Origin of the sequence: Streptomyces abikoensis, from assembly GCF_014648775.1 — a bacterium.
GTDB lineage: Bacteria > Actinomycetota > Actinomycetes > Streptomycetales > Streptomycetaceae > Streptomyces > Streptomyces abikoensis.
Map to the genome: position 1 here is coordinate 545,439 of NZ_BMRT01000001.1, position 18,667 is coordinate 564,105.

14 protein-coding genes are annotated in these 18,667 nt (G+C 73.0%); 10 read left to right on the forward strand and 4 right to left on the reverse strand.

Features of this window, described 5'->3' with window-relative positions:
- Positions 1-9: 9 nt before the first annotated feature.
- Positions 10-432, reverse strand: coding sequence for a secondary thiamine-phosphate synthase enzyme YjbQ (locus IE096_RS02380; protein ID WP_126917100.1), 423 nt, complete (start codon positions 430-432; stop codon positions 10-12).
- Between the two features lie 98 nt (positions 433-530).
- Between IE096_RS02380 and IE096_RS02385 the strand changes: the two genes are divergently transcribed.
- The 6 genes from IE096_RS02385 (at position 531) to IE096_RS02410 (ending at position 7,212) form a co-directional block, all read left to right on the forward strand.
- On the forward strand, positions 531-1,649 hold the full coding sequence (locus IE096_RS02385) for an NAD(P)-binding domain-containing protein (protein WP_189447844.1): 1,119 nt from the start codon (positions 531-533) through the stop codon (positions 1,647-1,649).
- 84 nt (positions 1,650-1,733) lie between these two features.
- Entirely contained in the window at positions 1,734-2,495 is a 762-nt protein-coding gene (locus tag IE096_RS02390; RefSeq protein WP_189447846.1) for a (Fe-S)-binding protein, read from the forward strand.
- Entirely contained in the window at positions 2,492-3,961 is a 1,470-nt protein-coding gene (locus IE096_RS02395) for a lactate utilization protein B (protein WP_189447849.1), read from the forward strand. Before IE096_RS02390 ends, IE096_RS02395 begins: the two co-directional genes overlap by 4 nt.
- Positions 3,958-4,638, forward strand: a complete 681-nt coding sequence (locus tag IE096_RS02400; RefSeq protein WP_189447851.1) for a LutC/YkgG family protein — start codon at positions 3,958-3,960, stop codon at positions 4,636-4,638. Before IE096_RS02395 ends, IE096_RS02400 begins: the two co-directional genes overlap by 4 nt.
- Before the next feature lie 44 nt (positions 4,639-4,682).
- Entirely contained in the window at positions 4,683-5,852 is a 1,170-nt protein-coding gene (locus IE096_RS02405) for a CaiB/BaiF CoA transferase family protein (RefSeq protein WP_189447852.1), read from the forward strand.
- Between the two features lie 133 nt (positions 5,853-5,985).
- On the forward strand, positions 5,986-7,212 hold the full coding sequence (locus tag IE096_RS02410; protein WP_189447854.1) for an SGNH/GDSL hydrolase family protein: 1,227 nt from the start codon (positions 5,986-5,988) through the stop codon (positions 7,210-7,212).
- A 94-nt stretch (positions 7,213-7,306) separates the two neighbouring features.
- On the opposite strand, the gene IE096_RS02415 is transcribed toward IE096_RS02410, so the two are convergent.
- Positions 7,307-9,103, reverse strand: coding sequence for an ABC transporter ATP-binding protein (locus tag IE096_RS02415; RefSeq protein ID WP_189447856.1), 1,797 nt, complete (start codon positions 9,101-9,103; stop codon positions 7,307-7,309).
- 158 nt (positions 9,104-9,261) lie between these two features.
- On the opposite strand from IE096_RS02415, the gene IE096_RS02420 reads away from it, so the two are divergent.
- On the forward strand, positions 9,262-9,705 hold the full coding sequence (locus IE096_RS02420) for a MarR family winged helix-turn-helix transcriptional regulator (protein ID WP_189447858.1): 444 nt from the start codon (positions 9,262-9,264) through the stop codon (positions 9,703-9,705).
- 109 nt (positions 9,706-9,814) lie between these two features.
- Here IE096_RS02420 and IE096_RS02425 read toward each other — a convergent pair whose 3' ends face one another.
- A complete protein-coding gene (locus tag IE096_RS02425; protein ID WP_189447860.1) occupies positions 9,815-11,428 on the reverse strand; it encodes a peptide-N4-asparagine amidase in 1,614 nt (537 codons plus the stop codon).
- A gap of 158 nt (positions 11,429-11,586) precedes the next feature.
- Between IE096_RS02425 and IE096_RS02430 the strand changes: the two genes are divergently transcribed.
- A complete protein-coding gene (locus tag IE096_RS02430) occupies positions 11,587-13,392 on the forward strand; it encodes an ABC transporter transmembrane domain-containing protein (RefSeq protein ID WP_189447862.1) in 1,806 nt (601 codons plus the stop codon).
- A complete protein-coding gene (locus IE096_RS02435; protein ID WP_189447863.1) occupies positions 13,389-15,170 on the forward strand; it encodes an ABC transporter ATP-binding protein in 1,782 nt (593 codons plus the stop codon). Before IE096_RS02430 ends, IE096_RS02435 begins: the two co-directional genes overlap by 4 nt.
- A gap of 29 nt (positions 15,171-15,199) precedes the next feature.
- On the opposite strand, the gene IE096_RS02440 is transcribed toward IE096_RS02435, so the two are convergent.
- A complete protein-coding gene (locus IE096_RS02440; RefSeq protein WP_189447865.1) occupies positions 15,200-15,991 on the reverse strand; it encodes a metal-dependent hydrolase in 792 nt (263 codons plus the stop codon).
- Between the two features lie 133 nt (positions 15,992-16,124).
- Between IE096_RS02440 and IE096_RS02445 the strand changes: the two genes are divergently transcribed.
- Positions 16,125-18,638 (forward strand): DEAD/DEAH box helicase, encoded by a 2,514-nt coding sequence (locus tag IE096_RS02445; protein ID WP_189447867.1) that lies wholly within the window; start codon positions 16,125-16,127, stop codon positions 18,636-18,638.
- The last annotated feature ends 29 nt before the right edge of the window (positions 18,639-18,667 follow it).

An 18,667-nucleotide genomic window follows, 5' to 3' on the forward strand; every position in this document is an offset into this window, starting at 1 on the left:
CAGCGCCCCTCAGCCCAGGAAGCTCAGCCGCACCTGGCGGTCCGGGTTGTCCACGTTGGTGTCGACCAGGCACACGGACTGCCAGGTTCCGAGCTCCAGCCGCCCACCGATGACCGGAAGGGTCGCGTGCGGCGGCACCAGGGCCGGCAGCACGTGGTCACGGCCGTGGCCGCGGCTGCCGTGCCGGTGCCGCCAGCGGTCGTCCGCGGGCAGCAGGTCCCGCAGCGCGGCCAGCAGGTCGTCGTCGCTGCCCGCGCCCGTCTCCAGCACCGCCACGCCGGCGGTCGCGTGGGGCACGAACACGTTGAGCAGGCCGTCACGGCCTCCGGCCGCCTCGCGCAGGAACGCCTCGCAGTGGTCGGTGAGGTCGTACACGCGCTCGGAGCGGCCGGTGGTGATCTCCAGGACACGGGTGCGGAAGGTATCGCTCATGCGCCCATCTTCGTACGGATCCCGCACCTCGTCGTACCGGCGCCCGCCCGCCCCCGCCCGCCGGGAAGAGATCACCCGTCCCGACAGTTAGTAGAAACATGAACGAAACCGGGGTGCGGGACGTCGAGGCCGTGGTCGTGGGCGCGGGGCAAGCGGGCCTGTCCGCCGCGTACCACCTGCGGCGCGCGGGGTACGAGCCCGAGCGGGACTTCGTCGTCCTCGACCGCTCGCCGCGCCCGGGCGGCGCCTGGCAGTTTCGCTGGCCGACGCTGACCTACGGCAAGGTGCACGGCATGCACGCCCTGCCGGGCATGGAGCTGACGGACGCGGACGACGACCGGCCCTCCTCGGAGGTGATCGCCGGGTACTTCGCGGACTACGAGCGCGCCTTCGGCCTGCGCGTGCGCCGGCCGGTCGACGTGCGCGCGGTACGCGAGGGCGGTGGCGGGCGGCTGCGCGTGGAGACGTCCGAGGGCGTCTGGTCGGCCCGTACGCTGATCAACGCGACCGGCACCTGGGAGCGCCCCTTCTGGCCCCGCTACCCCGGCGGGGAGGGCTTCCGGGGCCGTCAGCTGCACACCGCGGACTACCCCGGGCCGGACGCCTTCGCCGGGCTGCGCGTCGTGGTCGTCGGCGGCGGCACCTCGGCGGTGCAGCACCTGCTGGAGATCGCCGAGGTGGCGGACGCCACGACGTGGGTGACGCGCCGGCCGCCCGTCTTCCGGGAAGGCCCCTTCGACGAGGCACGCGGCCGCGACGCCGTCGCCCTGGTGGAGCGACGGGTGCGGGAGGGCCTTCCGCCGCAGAGCGTCGTGTCGGTCACGGGGCTCCCGATGACGTCCGCGATGGAACGGGCCCGCGCGGCCGGGGTCCTGGACCGGCTGCCGATGTTCGACCGCGTCACGCCGACCGGTGTCGCCTGGGCCGACGGCACGGCCGTCGACGCCGACGTCATCCTGTGGGCCACCGGCTTCCGCGCGGCCCTCGGCCACCTCGCCCCGCTGGGGCTGCGCGAGGCGGGCGGCGGCATCCGGCTCGAGGGCACGCGCGCGGTCCGCGACCCCCGCGTCCACCTGGTCGGCTACGGACCGTCGGCGAGCACCATCGGCGCCAACCGCGCCGGGCGCGCCGCCGTGCGCGAGATCAGGACACTCCTGGCGGAGGGCCCACCGGACGCGGCGGGTTCTTCCCAGCGGGCGCTCGCTGCGGCAGTATGAGGCGGCGGAGACGATCACTGGCCGGAGCGTCACCGACAGCGTCACGGACCGCGTCACCGACCGCGAGGAGATGGCCGAGGTGTCATGCGCGTAGGGCTGTTCGTCACCTGCGTCAACGACACGCTGCGGCCGAGCACCGGCCGGGCCGTGGTCACGCTGCTGGAACGGCTCGGTGTGCGCGTCGACTTCCCGACGGCGCAGAGCTGCTGCGGCCAGCCCCTGTACAACACGGGCTACCGCCACGGCGCCGAGCCGCTGCTCCTGCGCACCGCCGCCGCGTTCGCCGATCACGAGTACGTCGTCACCCCCTCCGCCTCGTGCGCCGCGATGGTCCGGGACGCCTACCCCCGGATCGCCGCCCGCGCGGCCGCCGAGGGACGCCCCGGGGAGGCGGCGCGGCTGCGTGCCGCCGCGGAGCGGCTGGTGCCCAGGACGTACGAACTCACCGAGTTCCTCGTGGACGTGCTGGGCGTCGTCGACGTCGGCGCCCGCTTCCCCCACACCGTCACCTACCACCCCACCTGCCACGGCCTGCGCGCCCTGGGCCTGCGTGACCGCCCGCGCCGACTGCTGGAGCACGTCGAGGGGCTCGAACTGCGCGAGCTCGAAGGCGCCGACGAGTGCTGCGGCTTCGGCGGCACGTTCGCCGTCAAGAACGCCGCCGTCTCCGCCGCCATGGGCGCCGACAAGGCCCGGGCGATCACCCGGACCGGCGCCGCGGCGGTCTGCGCGGCCGACAACTCCTGCCTGCTGCACATCGGCGGCACCCTCGCCCGGGAGGACTCCCCCGTGCGCACCCTCCACCTGGCGGAGATCCTGGCCTGCACGGACGGAGTCGTGCCGTGAGCCGTACGTACCTGGGCATGCCCGCCTTCCCCCGCGCCGCCGCCGAGTCGACCCGGGACGGCACGCTGCGCGCCAACCTCCGGCACGCCACCCACACCATCCGCGCCAAACGGGCCGCCGCCGTGGCCGAACTGGAGGACTGGGAGCGGCTGCGGGCGGCCGGAGCGGCCGTCAAGGACCGCACGCTGCACCACCTGGACCACTATCTGCCGCTGCTGGAGGAGAACGTCACCCGCGCCGGGGGCACGGTCCACTGGGCGGCCGACGCCGACGAGGCGAACCGCATCGTCACCGACCTCGTGCGGGCCACCGGCGAGCGCGAGGTCGTCAAGGTCAAGTCCATGGTCACCCAGGAGACCGGCCTCAACGCCGCCCTGGAGGAGGCGGGCATCCGCGCCTACGAGACGGACCTCGCCGAGCTCATCGTCCAGCTCGGCGACGACCTGCCCTCCCACATCCTCGTCCCGGCGATCCACCGCGGCCGCCGGGAGATCCGCGACGTCTTCCGCGACCGGATGGCCGACTGGGGCCGCCCGGCACCCGAAGGACTCACCGACCGGCCCGCCGACCTCGCCGAGGCCGCGCGGCTGCACCTGCGCGAGAAGTTCCTGCGCTGCAAGGTCGGCATCTCCGGCGCCAACTTCATGGTGGCCGAGACCGGCACCCTGGTCGTCGTCGAGTCCGAGGGCAACGGCCGTATGTGCCTCACACTCCCCGAAACCCTGATTTCCGTGGTCGGAATCGAGAAGACCGTACCGACCTGGCGGGACCTGGAGATCTACCTCCAGCTGCTGCCGCGCTCCTCCACCGCCGAGCGCATGAACCCCTACACCTCGATGTGGACGGGCACCACGGACGAGGACGGCCCCCGCGACTTCCACCTCGTGCTGCTCGACAACGGCCGCACCGACACCCTCGCCGACGAGGTCGGGCGCCAGGCGCTGCGCTGCATCCGCTGCTCGGCCTGCCTCAACGTCTGCCCGGTCTACGAGCGCGCCGGCGGCCACGCCTACGGCTCGCCCTACCCCGGGCCCATCGGCGCGATCCTCACTCCGCAACTGCGCGGCCTCGCCTCGCCGCTGGAGGAGTCGCTCCCCTTCGCCTCGTCCCTGTGCGGCGCCTGCTACGAGGTGTGCCCGGTGGCCATCGACATCCCGGAGGTCCTGGTCCATCTGCGGGAACGCGTCGTGGAGGGCGGGCCCGTCACCGTCGGCGGCAACCGGACCGTGATCAGGCCCGCGAAGCGCCACGCCCTGGAGCGCGCCGCGATGCGCGCCGCCGGCTGGGCCTTCGACCACCCGGCCGCGCTGCGCCGGGCCCAGCGCCTCGCCGCCCGGACCCGCCGCGTCCACCCCCGGCGACTGCCGGGCCCGGGCCGCGCCTGGTCGGACACCCGTGAACTGCCGGAAGTGCCCGAGGAGTCCTTCCGGGACTGGTGGGCCCGCACCCGGGGGGAGCGGCCATGACCGACGGCCCGGCGCACTCCGCCGGCAGGGCGCGCATCCTGGGGCGCGTGCGGCGCGCGCTGGCCGATGTGCCGCGCTACGAGCGCCCCGAGGATCACCCGGTTCCCCGGGATTATCTGCGGGCGCACGGCGAACGGACGCCGGCCGAGTCCGTCGATCTGCTCGCCGCTCGGCTGACGGACTACCGGGCCGTCGTCCACCGCACGGACCCGCCCGGGCTGCCCGCGCTGCTCGCGGAGCTGCTCCGCCGGCGCGGCGCCCACCGGGTCGTCGTACCGGTCGGCCTGCCGGACGGCTGGCTGGCGGAGGCGGCGGTCGAACAGGTCGTGGACACCGCCGAGCTGACGGCCCGTGCCCTGGACGCCGTGGACAGCGTGGTCACCGGGTGCGCGCTGGCGATCGCCGAGACCGGCACCCTGGTCCTCGACGCGGGCCCGGACCAGGGCCGCCGCCGCATCACGCTCGTGCCCGACCACCACCTGTGCGTGGTGCGGGCCCCCGGGCAGGTGGTGGATTCGGTGCCGCGGGCCCTGGAGCGACTCTCCCCCGTCCGGCCCCTGACCTGGATCTCGGGCCCGTCGGCGACGAGCGACATCGAACTGGACCGCGTCGAGGGGGTCCACGGCCCGCGCACTCTGGAGGTGGTCCTCGTCGAGAGCCCGGAGCCGCCCTCCTGACAGCGCCCGCCCCTGTCAACCGTGCTCGTTCCCAAGGAGGAAGCGTGCCGGAACCACCCCTGCGCGGCATCACGGTCGTCGCCCTCGAACAGGCCGTAGCGGTCCCCTTCGCCACCCGTCAGCTCGCCGACCTGGGGGCCCGGGTCATCAAGGTCGAACGCCCCGGGCGCGGCGACTTCGCCCGGGACTACGACCGCAGGGTGAAGGGCCTCTCCGCCTATTTCGTCTGGGTCAACCGGGGCAAGGAGAGCGTGGTCCTGGACCTCAAGGACGCCACGGACCGGGCGCTGCTCGACCGGCTCCTCGCCCACGCCGACGTCTTCGTGCAGAACCTCGGCCCCGGCGCCGCCGAGCGGCTGGGCCTGGCCCCCGGCCCCCTGCGGGCCCGCCACCCCCGCCTGATCACCTGTGACGTCTCCGGCTACGGCACGAGCGGCCCCTACCGGGACAGAAAGGCCTACGACCTGCTGGTGCAGTGCGAAGCCGGGCTGGTCTCGCTCACCGGAACCCCGGACTCCGTCGCCCGGCCGGGGATATCCGTCGCCGACATCGCCGGAGGAATGTACACCTTCACGGGCATCCTCACCGCCCTGTACGAGCGCGAGCGCACCGGCGAGGGCTCTGCCCTGTCCCTCTCCCTCTTCGACGCCCTGGCCGAGTGGATGGGACAGCCGTACTACGCGGAGGCGTACGGTGGGACACCCCTGACCCGCACCGGGGCCCGGCACCCGTCCATCTCCCCCTACGGGCACTACGGGTGCGGCGACGGTGGCCAGGTCTTCCTCAGCGTGCAGAACGACCGCGAGTGGCGGGCGCTGTGCGAACGCGTGTTACGCCGCCCGGAGTTGGCGGACGATCCGCGCTTCGCGGACAATCCGCTGCGCCACACCCATGACGGGCAACTGACGGCCGTCATCGAGGAGTGCTTCGCCGGGCACACGGCTGAGGGCGTCCTCGCCCTGCTGGACGCCGCGGGCATCGCGGCCGCCCGGCTGCGTACGGTCGCCGAGTTCGCCGCCCACCCCCAGCTGGCGGCGCGGGACAGATGGCGGGAGTTCGGCTCGCCCGCCGGTCCGCTGCGCGGGCTGCTGCCGCCGGTGACGGTGGCGGGCCGGGAGGCGGTGATGGGCGCGGTGCCCGCGCTCGGGGAGCACACGGCCGCGATCCGCGCGGAGTTCGGGGAGCCGGAGGGTCCGGGCACCCCCCGAGGGTGACCCTGCCGGTGGTAGGCACGCTGTGCGTACGCGAAGCCGGGGGCTGGGTGGGCCGGGCCGCGGTCGGCAGGATCTGTCCCGAAGCGGAAGACCGCCGGGGAACCGGCGGACCCATCCAGAAGGGGGACGGACCATGGCTGTACGGACAGCGGGCCTCGACACGGCGGCACGGACCGGGGCGACGGGCGGAGCGGACACGGGGACCCGGTGGCGGGCGGGCTGGTCGGCCCCGGTGCAGCGGCCGAGCAACGGCTTCGAGGAGAACTGGGCGGAGACCGGCTTCGACCGCCAGTCGGTACGCCAGGTCGTCCGAGTGACGGGCGGCGGCTCCGGGGCGCGGATCCGGCTGTCGAACCGCTACGGCGCGACACCGCTGACCGTGGACGCCGCGTCGCTCGCCCTCGCCGGTGCGGGCGCCGGGGCCCGGCCCGGCACACTGCGGCCGCTGACCTTCGACGGAGCGTCGTCGGTGGTCGTACCGGCGGGCGGCGAGGTCGTGAGCGACCTCGTGGAGCTGCCGGTCGAGCCGCTGTCCTCGGTGATGGTGACCCTGTACTTCGCGGGCCCGACGGGACCGGCGACCTTCCACGCGCAGGCCTATGCCACGAGCTTCAGGGCGCCCGGCGACCGGACCGCCGACGCCGGGGCCGAGGGCTTCACCGAACGGACCCACTCCTGGTACTTCCTCTCCGACGTGGAGGTGACGGGTGGTGCCGGCGCGGCCTCCGGGACGGTGGTGGCCTTCGGCGACTCGCTCACCGACGGCTTCGGCTCGACGGTCGACACCGATCGGCGCTACCCCGACGCGCTCGCCGAGCGGCTGCGGGCCGCCGGCCGCTCCTGGGCCGTGCTCAACGCGGGCATCGGCGGCAATCTGCTGCTCAACGACTCGCCGTGGTTCGGCGAGCGGGCGCCGGCCCGGTTCGACCGGGACGTCCTCGACAAGCCCGGCGTCCGCTCGGCGATCGTCCTCGTCGGCCTCAACGACATCGGGTTCAGCGAGGTGGACCTGCCCACCTACCGGCCCAACCCCCAGGTGTCGGTGGCCGAGCTGACGGCCGGATACACGGAGCTCGTCGAGCGGGCGCACCGGCGTGGGATCAGGGTGATCGGAGGAACGATTCTGCCGTTCAAGGGCGCCGAGTACCACACGCCGCGGGCCGAGGCGAAGCGCGTCGCGCTCAACGAGTGGATCCGCACGTCCGGGGTCTTCGACGCGGTGGCCGACTTCGCCGCCGCCCTGGCCGCCCCGGACGACGCCGAGACGCTCGACCCGGCGTACGACAGCGGGGATCACAAGCACCCCAATGACGCGGGGTACCGGGTGATGGCCGAGGCCGTGCCGCTCGAGTCGCTCTGAGGCCCGGCGGCGGGATGGCGCGCGGCCGGGCGGGCCGGCAGGCCGGGCCGGGCCCGGCCGTCCGCCTCGGGCACGGGTCGGGACTGACGCCGGGTCAGACCTTGGCCACGAGGGGGATGTCGCGCCGGACCAGCGCGGCGTAGCGGCCGTCGCCGGCGAGGAGCTCCTGGTGGGTGCCGCGCTCGGCGATCCGGCCGCCGTCGAGGACGACGATCTGGTCGGCATGGCGGACGGTGGAGAGCCGGTGCGCGATGGTGATCGTCGTACGGCCCGCGGAGAGGGTGTCCAGGGCCTGCTGGACGGCGTGTTCGGTGTGGGTGTCCAGGGCGCTGGTCGCCTCGTCGAGGATGAGCACGGGCGGGTCGCGGAGGATCGTGCGGGCGATGGCGAGGCGCTGTTTCTCGCCTCCGGAGAAGCGGTAGCCGCGCTCGCCGACGAGGGTGTCGTAGCCGTCGGGCAGTGAGGCGACGTAGTCGTGGATCTGGGCGGCCTCGGCGGCGGCTCTGATCTCCTCGTCCGTGGCGTCGGGTTTGGCGAAGCGGAGGTTGTCGGCGACGGAGGCGTGGAAGAGGTAGGTCTCCTGGGAGACGACGCCGACGGCCCGGGCGAGGGTGTCGAAGTCGAGGTCGCGCACGTCCTCCCCGTCGATGAGGACCCGGCCGCCGGTGACGTCGTAGAGGCGGGGCACGAGATAGCTCAGGGTGCTCTTGCCCGAGCCGGTGGGGCCGACGACGGCGAGGCTGCCGCCGGCCGGGATGGCCAGGTCGATGCCGCTGAGGGCCGCGCTGCCGGGGCCGTAGGTGAAGGAGACGTTCTCGAAGACGACCTCGCCGCGGATCTTCTCCAGGCGGACGGGGTGCGCGGGCTCGGCGATCTCCACGGGCAGGTCGAGGTACTCGAAGATCCGCTGGAAGAGGGCGGCGGAGGTCTGCACCTGTACACCGGTGGACAGCAGCGCGACGGTGGGCCGGAAGAGGCCCTGCTGGAGGGAGACGAAGGCCACGAGCGTGCCGAGGGAGATGCCCGGGCCGCCGGTCCGCAGGGCGATGCCGGCCGCCCAGTAGATGAGGGCGGGCATGGCGGCCATGACGACGCCGATGGTGGACATGCGCCAGCGCCCCGCCATGTTGGTGCGCACTTCCAGCTCGACGAGCCGCTCGGACTCCTCGGTGAAGGCCTTGGTGAGGGAGTCGGCCCGGCCCATGGTGCGGCCGAGCAGGATGCCGCTGACGGAGAGCGATTCGGTGACCATGGAGGCCATGGCGGCCATCTGGGTCTGCCGTTCGGCGGTGATCCTCTTGCGTTCGTCGCCCACGCGCCGTCCTATCCAGACGAAGAGCGGCAGCAGCAGGAGGGAGACGACGGTCAGCCGCCAGTCCAGGGCGACCATCGCGACGATGGTGGCGATGACGCTGGTCAGGTTGGAGACGAGCGAGGTGGCGGTGGAGGTGACGGTGGCCTGCATCCCGCCGATGTCGTTGGCGATGCGGGACTGCACCTCGCCGGTGCGGGTCCGGGTGAAGAACGCCAGCGGCATGCTCTGGAGGCGCCCGTAGACGGCGGTGCGCAGATCGTGCATCACGCGCTGGCCGACGGTGGTGGAGATCAGGGTCTGGAGCACGCCGAAGACGCTGTTGACGACGGCCGCGGCGATCATGCCGAGCACCAGCAGGCTCAGCAGGCCCATACGGCCCCGGGGGATGGCGACGTCGAGGACCTCGCGCAGCATGAACGGCGAGGCGACGGTCACGAGCGACGAGGCGGCGACGAGCAGCGCGACGAGCGCGAGCCGGCCGCGGTACGGGTGGAAGAGGCGGAGGATGCGCCGCACCTGAGCGGGCCGCTCCGGGTCTGCGGGAGGTGGTGTCCAGTCCAGTGCGTCGTGAGGCATGGGCTCCTTCAGCGAGGTCGGGTCCGGGAGTCGGACGGCACGGTGACGCCGGGGCGATGCCGGGCGGCTCATGCGGCATGACACGTCCGGCACCGAACAGAGCATAGCTCACTGTTACCTATGCTCACAATGAAGGCTGTCCTGATAAGATTGCGATCATGACGGCCCCCGACACGTCCGGCCAGCTCGCCGAGCAACTGCTGAGGCTGACCCGCAGGCTCCATCGCGCGCAGAAGCGCTATCTGGACCCGGTCGGCATCACGCCCGCCCAGTCGCGGCTGCTCCGCACCGTGGCGCACTACGAGGCGCCGCCGCGCATGGCGGATCTGGCCGAGCACCTGGAGGTCGTGCCCCGGGCGGTGACGACGCTGGTCGACGCCCTGGAGACCAATGGGGCGGTGCGCCGGGTGCCGGATCCGTCCAACCGCCGGGTGATCCGCATAGAGCTCACCGACCACGGCCGCTCGACGCTGCGCGCCCTGCGGGACGCCCGCCGCGCGGCGGTGGAGGACGTCCTGGCCCCGTTGGACGACGACCAGCGCGAGGTGCTGGGCGATCTGCTCGCCGAACTACTGACGGGCCCGGCCCGCACCCTCCCCTGAACCGCCCGACGCCCTTCCCACCCGGCACGGCGAGGCCATCCGACGCACCGACGCGGGGGTGGCACGCGCGTGAACGCGCGCCCCACCCCCGCGTCGCTTCGGGTGACGGTCAGCAGCGCCGGCTGTCCTCCGTCAGCTCGCCCTGGGCCGTGGCCAGGGTGCGGTCGTAGCACGCGCCCGGGCCCAGGAGGCGGTAGCGCTCACGGGAGACCCCCACCGCGTGACGCCGCTCCCGGGGGACGTTCTGGATGTAGGACGCGTTACCGGTGTAGGTGTCGTCCAGTCGGCTCCAGGTGAGCTGCTTCCCCGCCCGCGTGGTGCGCAGATCGGCTTGGTCGCCCATGGTCAGCACGGTGTCCAGCCGGTCGTCGGGGGCGATGGTGGTGACGCCCTCCATGCTGTAGACGCGGTGGGCCGTGTTCACGGTGGCCGGTCCCCGGCCGGCGACCGTGACGGTCTCGTCGTCCGTCCAGCGGGCGCGCAGCCCGTCGGTGGTCTCGCGGTCCTTCCAGCGGTGCAGCGAGGTGGCGGCCAGCCGACGGCTGACCGTGGTGGTGACCCGCCCGTGCGAGGTGTTCAGATAGCCGGAGACGGTGAGCGCGTGGCCGGCGTCGGCCGATACCCGGTGCCGGGTTCCGGGCTGGTAGTCGAGACCGTTGCGCGCCGCGCCGTCCTGGTGCCGGGTGAGCGCGCCGGTGACCACGGACGCCTTGGCGTCCTGCCAGACCAGGACGTTGACGGGGGTGTCCCAGCCGCTCTGTCCCTCGGGCACTCCGGCCACCGCGACCGATATCCGGTGCGGTTTGCCGTCGTTCAACTGCCCGGCGAAGGGCGTGAGGTCGTACTCCACCGGCCGGACGTCGAAGGCGCGCGGGCCGGGGATCACGTACCACAGGAAGGGGTTGGACCAGCCGCCGGTCCACACCGTCGGGTAGGGGGCGGCGATCCCGGCGAGCTTCCCGTCCACCGAGACCCGGACCTCCCGGGTGGGCCCGTCCTTGGCCTTGCAGGAGTAGGGCGCGGGCTCCGGCACGGCGAGGTACCAGAACTCCTCGCAGCCGCCGCCCGATCCGGTCGCGTAGACCTCGGCCACGACGCGCTCGCTGTTGCGCGGCACGGTCAGCGCGCCCTCGTACGCCGTGTCCGCCGCCCGCGCGCCGTCGAGTGTCAGGACCCGGTCCGGGGTGGCGGCCGGCTTCACCCGTCCCTCGGCCTTGTAGAAGGTCAGGGTCGCCTTGACCTTGATGACGCCGGTGTAGGTCTCGTTGACGAGGTTGCCGATGAGCATCTCGACGGGCTGCCGGGTGCGCAGGGCGGGGGCGTAGCGGGTGACGTCCTTCTCGACGTGCCAGGTGATGCCCTTGGGCGACGGTTCGGGTGTCGAGGTGCGCAATACCTCGACACCGCCTATGCGGAGGTAGCCGAGGCGGTCGAACTGCCGCCCGGCGACGGCGCCGTCGAGTCTGAGGACGACCTTGTTCCAGCGGTCACCGCAGCGCTCGGGGGGCGCGTAGGTGCTCTTGTAGGGCGTGTAGTCGCGGAATTCGGTGTCGGCGACGGTCACGGTGCAGGAGGTGGTGCGAGGGGTGGCCACGGGTGGGCCGGCGGTGATCGGATCGTGCCAGGTGGTGCCGAACTCGGTGGGTGCGGCGGCCGTGGCCGGTGCCGCGCTCAGCGCGAGTCCGGTGGCCGCGGCGCACAGCGCCAGGAGCAGTCGTCTCATGGGGCAGGAGTGAAGCGCGTCGCCGGGTGGCGCACCAGTACGAACCCGGCCTGATGGGCGGTGCCCGGACACCCGGCGCGGGAAAACCAGTTGAACCGGACATCTCCCTGCCGAGAGCCTGGCACGGACCCCAACCACCCACTCCGAACCGGGATGTCATGCACATTCGCGATCTGCCGTTCGCCGACCCCGGCCGCCCGGACGTCCGGTCGGGCCCCCGCTTCCTGCTGTGGCTGGGGCGGACCCAGGTGGGCGGCCAGGCCAAGGCGATGTTCTGGGGCACGGTCAACATGGCGTCCGTGGCCCTGTTCCCGCTGGCGGCGGGTCTCGCCGTACAGGCGGTGGTCGACCGTTCCGGCGCCCGGCTGGCGCTGGCGGCCGGTCTGATGCTGCTGCTCGGGACGGTCATGGCGCTGGCCGACATGATGCTGCACAGGGTCTCGGTCACCAACTGGATCACGGCGGCGGCCCGGGTGCAGCAGCTTCTGGCGCGCAAGGCCGCCGAGTTGGGGGCGACGCTGACGCGCCGGGTCGCGGCCGGTGAAGTGGTGGCGGTGTCCACGGGCGACGTCGAGAAAATCGGCTGGTTCGTGGAGTCCGTCTCCCGTTTCATGGCGGCACTGCTCACGACCCTGGTGCTCTGCGTGTCCCTGACGGTCTACCAGCCCCTCCTGGGGCTGGTGGTCGCGGCCGGTGTGCCCGTACTGGCGCTGGCGGTACTGCCGTTGCTGCCGCACGCCACGCGGCGGGCCGACGAGCAGCGGGAGAAGGCCGGCCGGGCCACCGAGCTGGCGTCGGACACCGTGGCCGGGCTGCGGGTGCTGCGGGGCATCGGCGGCGAGGAACTGTTCCTCTCCCGCTACCGCAGTGCTTCCCAGGAGGTGCGCACGGCGGCCGTGCGCAGTGCCCGGATGTGGGCACTGATAGCGGCGGTCCAGGTGGTGCTGCCGGGGCTGCTGCTGATCGCGGTGGTCTGGTACGGCGTACGGCTGGTCCGAGAGGGCCGGATCGAGGTGGGCGAGCTGGTCACGGTCTACGGCATGGTCAGCTTCCTGCTGCTGCCGTTGCGCCACTTCGAGGAGATCGCCCAGGCCTACTCCTTCTCCCGGCCCTCGGCGGCGCGTGCCGCGAGGGTGCTGGGGCTGGAGCGCGTCGGACCGCCGGACGGCGACCGGGAGGCGGCCGGGCCACGGCCGCGCGGCGATCTGTACGACCCCGTCACCGGGCTCCTCGCACCGGCCGGGCGGCTGACGGCGGTGGTGTGCGGGGACCCCGACGCCGCGGGCCGGCTCGCCGACCGGCTCGGCGGTCACGCCGACGGCGGCGACGACGAGGGGACACCCTCCGTGCTGCTGGGCGGTGTGGCGCTGGACGACCTGCCACTCGGCGCGGCCCGCGAGGCCGTGCTCGTCCAGGACAAGGACCCGGTACTGCTGTCGGGCACCCTCGCCGAGCTCCTGGACGTGCCCTCCTCGGGAGCCGTGACGGCCGAGGCCGCTCTGGCGGCGGCGCAGTGCGACGACGTACTGGCCTCGCTGACCCGGTCCTCGGCGGACGGGAGCGACGACCCGATGCGGGCCCGGATCACCGAACGCGGCCGCTCGCTGTCCGGCGGGCAGCGCCAGCGCCTGGCACTCGCCCGCTCCCTGATCACCGACCCGGAGGCGCTGGTGCTGGACGAGCCGACCGCCGCGGTGGACTCGCACACCGAGGCGCGGATCGCGGACGGGCTGCGCCGGCTGCGCGCGGGCCGTACGACGGTGGTGTTCACCTCCAGCCCCCTGCTGCTCGACCGGGCCGACCGGGTGGTGTTCCTCCGGGAGGGCCGGGTGGCGACAGTGGGGACGCACGCCGAGCTGCTGCGCACCGACCCCGCCTACCGCGCGGTCGTCACCCGCCGGACGGACGAGGAACCGGACACGGCGGAAGAAGAGATCGGCGAGCAGATCGGGGAAACGGCATGATCGGCCTGGCACCACCGGCCTACGACCCGGCCGCACCGGAGTCGGCGACGACCCTCCCGGTGGCCGGAAGCACCACGGTCCGGAGCTATGCGAAGGGGATACTGCGCCGGCACCGGGGCGCCTTCGCCCTGCTCGTGGGAGCGAACGCGGTCGCCGTGCTCGCCTCCATGGCGGGCCCGTATCTGCTGGGCGGACTGGTCGAGGACCTCGCCTCGGGCGCGCGCGAGTTCCACCTGGGCCGTACGGTCTCCCTCTTCGCCGTCGCCCTGGCCGTCCAGGCGCTGTTCACGCGCATGGTGCGGCTGCGCGGGGCGGTGCTCGGCGAAGAGATGCTGGCCGACCTGCGCGAGGACTTCCTCGTGCGGTCGGTGGGCCTGCCGCCGGGTGTGCTGGAGCGGGCGGGCACCGGTGATCTGCTCTCGCGGATCACCACGGACATCGACCGGCTGGCCAATGCCATGCGGGAGGCCGTGCCCGAGCTGGCGATCGGCGTCGTCTGGGCGGGGCTGCTGCTGGGGGCGCTGACCGTCACGGCGCCGCCGCTGGCGCTGTCGCTGCTGGTCACGATCCCGTTGCTGTTCGTCGGCTGCCGCTGGTACTTCCGGCGGGCGCCGGGCGCCTATCGCTCCGAGGCCGCCGGTTACGCGGCCGTCGCCGCGTCCCTGGCGGAGACCGTGGACGCCGGGCGGACCGTCGAGGCGCACCGGCTGGGCCGGGAGCGCGTCGCGCTGTCCGACCGTCGCGTCTTCGAGTGGGTGCAGTGGGAGCGCTATACGTTGTGGCTGCGCTCGGTGCTGTACCCCGTCGTCAACGTGTCGCACGTGCTGCTGCTGTGCGTCGTGCTGCTCCTCGGCGGGTTCTGTGTGCTCCGGGGCTGGCTGTCGGTCGGTGAGCTGACGACGGGCGCGCTGCTCGCGCAGATGCTCGTCGAGCCGCTCGGTCTGATCCTGCGCTGGTACGACGAGCTGCAGGTCGCGCAGGTCTCGCTGGCCCGGCTCGTGGGCGTGCGGGAGATCGGCGCCGACGATGCCGACGAGCGGGTGCGCCCGGCGGGCCGGGACGTGCGGGCGGACCGGGTGCGCTTCGGCTACGCGCCCGGCGGCGACGTGCTGCACGGGGTCTCGCTCGACGTCCGGCCGGGCACCCGGGTGGCGCTGGTCGGGCCGTCCGGGGCGGGCAAGTCGACGCTGGGCCGGCTGCTGGCCGGGATCTACGCGCCGCGGACGGGGTCGGTGACGCTGGGCGGCGCGGAGCTCTCCCGGATGCCGACGGAGCGGGTGCGCCGCCATGTGGCGCTGGTCAACCAGGAGCACCACGTCTTCGTCGGCGCCCTGCGGGACAATCTGCTGCTCGCCCGGCCGGACGCCGGGGACGAGGAGCTGTGGTCGGCCCTGGCCGCGGTGGACGCCGAGGGCTGGGCCCGGGCCCTGGAGCAGGGCCTGGACACCGAGGTCGGCTCGGGCGGGCTCGCGCTGACCCCGGCCCAGGCCCAGCAGATCGCCCTGGCCCGGCTGGTGCTCGCGGATCCGCACACCCTGGTCCTGGACGAGGCGACCTCCCTGCTGGACCCGCGCGCCGCCCGTCATCTGGAGCGTTCCCTGGCGAAGGTGCTGGAGGGGCGCACGGTCGTGGCGATCGCCCACCGGCTGCACACCGCCCATGACGCGGACGTGATCGTGGTGGCGGAGGACGGCCGGGTCAGCGAGTTGGGCAGCCACGACGAACTGGTCGCGGCGGACGGCGCGTACGCGGCGCTGTGGCGCTCCTGGCACCGCTAGCCCGCCGGGCGGGGCGGGGGCCCGGGAGGTCAGAGGAGCTCCAGGGCCCCCAGCCCGCCCACACCGCCGAGGATCATGAAGGCCGGCATCAGGATCTTGACCTCGACGCGGCTGCCGGCCCGGAAGCGCATCGACTTCGGGGGGCCGAGGGGGTACCAGCGCTTGCGCGCTATGGGCAGGGGCCACAGGATCGGGCAGCCGGAGACCGTGAGGGCGTCCCCGATGTCGTGGACGAGCGCGCCGAGGACGATCGGCAGGCCCAGCCACAGGTACTCCTGGCCGGGGCCGGTGAACAGCCAGTGGGAGCCGTTGCCCGGTCGGTCCAGGATCCCGGCGAGGATCCAGGCGCTGGTGGCCCCGAGCAGCCAGACCAGTACGTCGCTGGAGGTCCGGGCCGCCCGCCAGAGCAGCCCCTCGACGGCGAGCACCATATGCACGAAGAGGATGCCGAGCACGGCCCAGCGGTCCCCGGTCATCGCCAGCGCCGAGGCGCCGGCCCCTATCAGCACCGCCCAGAGGGCGGTGTGGGTCAGGGTGCGGTGGCCGCCGCTGCGGCGCGGGTCGGCCTTGGACTTCGTGGCCTTGTAGACGGCGTGGGACAGCTGGTCGATGATCCCGCACAGGATCCGGGATATCGGGCCGAAGGAGCGCGATATCGTCGCGGACTTGTGGTCGAGGTCCGGGGCCAGGGCGGCCCCGGCGCAGATCAGGGCGCCGACGACGAGCACGGGCCAGGGCATGGGGTGGTCCAGCGCGGCGGCCGCCGCTCCCACACCCAGCCAGGCCGCCGCCCCGGAGAGCGAATGAGCCGGTCCCATCATCGTCGTGCCACCCCTTCGCCGGCCCGTGCCGGACCTCGCTGACGCCCTGTCGGCCACTCAGCGTAATGCCCGGATGATCATCGTTCGACCGGCCGGTTCCCTGATCCGGCCGGGGGCCAGGCAGTATGGGGGTGTGACCCTTATCGATCAGATGCCGAGCCATGCCGACCCCGATGCCCTTTTCGAAGCTTTCTCGACCTGGGCCGAGGAGCGGGGCATCACGCTGTACCCCGCCCAGGAGGAGGCGCTGATCGAGGTGGTCTCCGGGGCGAACGTGATCCTCTCGACGCCCACCGGCTCGGGGAAGAGCCTGGTCGCGGCGGGCGCGCACTTCACCGCGCTCGCCAATGACCAGGTGACCTTCTACACCGCTCCCATCAAGGCGCTGGTCTCGGAGAAGTTCTTCGACCTGTGCAAGATCTTCGGCACCGAGAACGTCGGCATGCTCACCGGCGACGCCTCGGTCAACGCCGACGCCCCGGTGATCTGCTGCACGGCCGAGGTGCTCGCCTCCATCGCGCTGCGCGACGGCAAGGACGCCGACATCGGCCAGGTCGTGATGGACGAGTTCCACTTCTACGCCGAGCAGGACCGTGGCTGGGCGTGGCAGATCCCGCTGCTGGAGCTGCCCCAGGCGCAGTTCATCCTGATGTCCGCGACGCTCGGTGACGTCTCCCGCTTCGAGGAGGACCTGACCCGGCGCACCGGCCGGCCGACCTCGGTGGTCCGCTCGGCGACCCGTCCCGTTCCGCTGTCGTACGAGTACCGCGCGACGCCGCTGACGGAGACGCTGACCGAGCTGCTCCAGACGCGGCAGGCCCCGGTGTACATCGTCCACTTCACCCAGGCGGCCGCCGTCGAGCGGGCGCAGGCGCTGATGAGCATCAACATGTGCTCGCGCGAGGAGAAGGACGAGATCGCCAAGCTGATCGGCAATTTCCGCTTCACCACCAAGTTCGGCCGGAACCTCTCCCGCTACGTCCGGCACGGTATCGGCGTCCACCACGCCGGGATGCTGCCGAAGTACCGGCGGCTGGTGGAGCGGCTGGCGCAGGCCGGGCTGCTGAAGGTGATCTGCGGTACCGACACCCTGGGCGTCGGGGTGAACGTGCCCATCCGCACGGTGCTCTTCACCGCGCTGACCAAGTACGACGGCCAGCGGGTGCGGACGCTGCGGGCCCGGGAGTTCCACCAGATCGCGGGCCGGGCCGGGCGGGCCGGTTTCGACACGGCCGGATTCGTCGTCGCACAGGCGCCCGACCACGTCGTCGAGAACGAGAAGGCGCTGGCCAAGGCGGGGGACGACCCGAAGAAGCGCCGCAAGGTGGTCCGCAAGAAGGCTCCCGAGGGCTTCGTCAACTGGACGGAGAGCACCTTCGAGAAGCTGATCGCCTCCGAGCCGGAGCAGCTGACTTCCCGTTTCCGGGTCACCCACGCGATGCTGCTGGCGGTCATCGCCCGGCCGGGCAACGCCTTCGAGGCGATGCGCCGGCTGCTGGAGGACAACCACGAGCCGCGCAAGAACCAGCTGCGGCACATCCGCCGGGCCATCGCCATCTACCGTTCGCTGCTGGACGGCGGCGTGGTGGAGCGGCTGGACGAGCCGGACGCCGAGGGCCGGATCGTCCGGCTGACGGTCGACCTCCAGTCGGACTTCGCGCTCAACCAGCCGCTGTCGACGTTCGCGCTGGCCTCCTTCGAGCTCCTGGACCCGGAGTCCCCCTCGTACGCGCTGGACATGGTCTCGGTCGTGGAGTCGACGCTGGACGACCCCCGGCAGATCCTGGCCGCGCAGCAGAACAAGGCGCGCGGCGAGGCCGTGGCGGCGATGAAGGCGGAGGGCGTCGAGTACGAGGAGCGCATGGAGCGCCTCATGGACGTCAGCTACCCCAAGCCGCTGGAGGAGCTGCTGTCCCACGCCTACGACGTCTACCGCAAGAGCCACCCGTGGGTCGGCGACCACCCGCTGTCGCCCAAGTCGGTCATCCGTGACATGTACGAGCGGGCGATGACGTTCACGGAGTTCACGGCCCACTACGACCTGGCCCGGACCGAAGGCATCGTGCTGCGCTACCTGGCGAGCGCGTACAAGGCGCTGGACCACACCGTGCCGGACGACCTGAAGTCCGACGACTTCGAGGACCTGATCGCCTGGCTCGGCGAGATGGTCCGCCAGGTCGACTCGAGCCTGCTGGACGAGTGGGAGCAGCTGGCCAACCCCTCGGAGGAGAGCGCGGAGGAGGCCCAGGAGCGCGCCGACCAGGTCAAGCCCGTCACGGCCAACGCCCGGGCCTTTCGGGTGCTGGTGCGCAACGCGATGTTCCGCCGGGTGGAGCTCGCCGCCTTGGACAAGGTCGCCGAGCTCGGCGAGATGGACGCGGAGTCCGGCTGGGACGAGGACCGCTGGGGCGAGGCCATGGACGCCTACTGGGACGAGTACGACGACCTGGGCACGGGCCCCGACGCGCGTGGGCCGAAGCTGCTGCGGATCGAGGAACGGCCGGAGGACGGTCTGTGGCGGGTCCGCCAGTCCTTCGCCGACCCCAACGGCGATCACGACTGGGGCATCTCCGCAGAGGTGGACCTCGCGGCCTCCGACGAGGAGGGCCGGGCGGTCGTCCGGGTCATGGACGTCGGCCAGCTCTGATCCTTTCGAGGTCACGGTCCGGCGGCGTG

What these genes read in the sequence shown, in the direction of transcription:
- IE096_RS02435 (WP_189447863.1), top strand. Translation starts at nt 13,389, where the DNA reads ATGATCGGCCTGGCACCACCGGCCTACGACCCGGCCGCACCGGAGTCG.
- IE096_RS02420 (WP_189447858.1), top strand. Translation starts at nt 9,262, where the DNA reads ATGACGGCCCCCGACACGTCCGGCCAGCTCGCCGAGCAACTGCTGAGG.
- IE096_RS02390 (WP_189447846.1), top strand. Translation starts at nt 1,734, where the DNA reads ATGCGCGTAGGGCTGTTCGTCACCTGCGTCAACGACACGCTGCGGCCG.
- IE096_RS02380 (WP_126917100.1), bottom strand. Translation starts at nt 432, where the DNA reads ATGAGCGATACCTTCCGCACCCGTGTCCTGGAGATCACCACCGGCCGC.
- IE096_RS02410 (WP_189447854.1), top strand. Translation starts at nt 5,986, where the DNA reads ATGGCTGTACGGACAGCGGGCCTCGACACGGCGGCACGGACCGGGGCG.
- IE096_RS02430 (WP_189447862.1), top strand. Translation starts at nt 11,587, where the DNA reads ATGCACATTCGCGATCTGCCGTTCGCCGACCCCGGCCGCCCGGACGTC.
- IE096_RS02425 (WP_189447860.1), bottom strand. Translation starts at nt 11,428, where the DNA reads ATGAGACGACTGCTCCTGGCGCTGTGCGCCGCGGCCACCGGACTCGCG.
- IE096_RS02440 (WP_189447865.1), bottom strand. Translation starts at nt 15,991, where the DNA reads ATGATGGGACCGGCTCATTCGCTCTCCGGGGCGGCGGCCTGGCTGGGT.
- IE096_RS02415 (WP_189447856.1), bottom strand. Translation starts at nt 9,103, where the DNA reads ATGCCTCACGACGCACTGGACTGGACACCACCTCCCGCAGACCCGGAG.
- IE096_RS02400 (WP_189447851.1), top strand. Translation starts at nt 3,958, where the DNA reads ATGACCGACGGCCCGGCGCACTCCGCCGGCAGGGCGCGCATCCTGGGG.
- IE096_RS02385 (WP_189447844.1), top strand. Translation starts at nt 531, where the DNA reads ATGAACGAAACCGGGGTGCGGGACGTCGAGGCCGTGGTCGTGGGCGCG.